Raw genomic sequence first — 1,168 nt, forward strand, 5'->3', positions numbered from 1 at the left:
GGATTTAAGTGGTGGTTGATATTTAGTTTGCGCTTGGGTCATAAAGCTGAGAAGATGCTTTAAATGACCACTTCGGTGCAAACTAAATATCAACCACTTTTTGATGTGTAAAATCAAGAAGAATTAAACTTAAATAAAAATAAATAAAAAAAATTAAAAAATAATGTATATAAATCTTAGAATGGGACATTATATAAGTATAAATAAATACTCAATCTCCCCCATTTAAGAGGTCTCTATCCCCCATAGAGGCCTCATTTTTTTATAAAGATTTGTAAAATAAATTTAACAGAAAACATGTTGTATATTGTTATTTTTACGTATAGTATAATTAGTATATAAGAAAAGTCGTATACATTAATTTGATATGCTCCCTTTATAGTAGACAGTTTAAATAATAAAAACTGTAACTATGAAGGGAGTATGTTTTTATGCCTAGAAAAGCTAAAGTTAGTGATGAAGTAAAAATAAAGGAAGTATTAAATTACATCAATAATCGTAAGAGTATTATTGAAATTTCTAAAGAAGTTGGTGTTTGTCCAGAACAAGTGCGAAGATGGATTATTACATATAAATCTATTGGCATTGAAGGTTTAAAAAATAAACCTACAAATAAGTACTATTCGACACAGACTAAAATACTAGCAGTGAAGGATTTTTTATCAGGTAAATATTCGCTATTAGATGTATGCAGTAAATACAAAATATCTAGTATATCTGTACTTCAACGTTGGATAATCAAGTATAATAATAATCATAATATGACTAAATCTCAGAATAACAAGGAGAAGAAACTTATGATTAAAGGGAGAAAAACAACGTTTGATGAAAGAGTTGAAATTGTTGGATTTTGCATGACTAATAATTTTGATTATCATCTAACTTCAGATAAATATAAAGTATCTTACCAACAAATTTACAATTGGGTTAGAAAATATAAAAAACATGGATATAAAGGGCTTGAAGATAAACGAGGTAAGGCTAAAGAAATAGAGCTTATGACAGAAAAAGAACAACTAGAAGTTCAGATGAAGTTACTTAAAATTGAAAATGACCGCTTAAAAATGGAAATAGATTTCTTAAAAAAGTTGGAAGAAATAGAGAGGAGATGATATTCAATAGTATAAAAAAAGAAACTATATATACTGCAATAAAGGAATTAAATAAA

General features: G+C 26.7%; 1 protein-coding gene. It reads left to right on the forward strand.

Annotated features, from left to right (window positions below; translation table 11 throughout):
- Nucleotides 1-431: 431 nt before the first annotated feature.
- Entirely contained in the window at nt 432-1,112 is a 681-nt protein-coding gene (locus VN21_RS11845) for a helix-turn-helix domain-containing protein (protein WP_046822119.1), read from the forward strand.
- Nucleotides 1,113-1,168 lie beyond the last annotated feature (56 nt).

It is taken from the genome of Paraclostridium benzoelyticum (assembly GCF_001006285.1).
GTDB classification, from domain to species: Bacteria; Bacillota; Clostridia; order Peptostreptococcales; family Peptostreptococcaceae; genus Paraclostridium; species Paraclostridium benzoelyticum.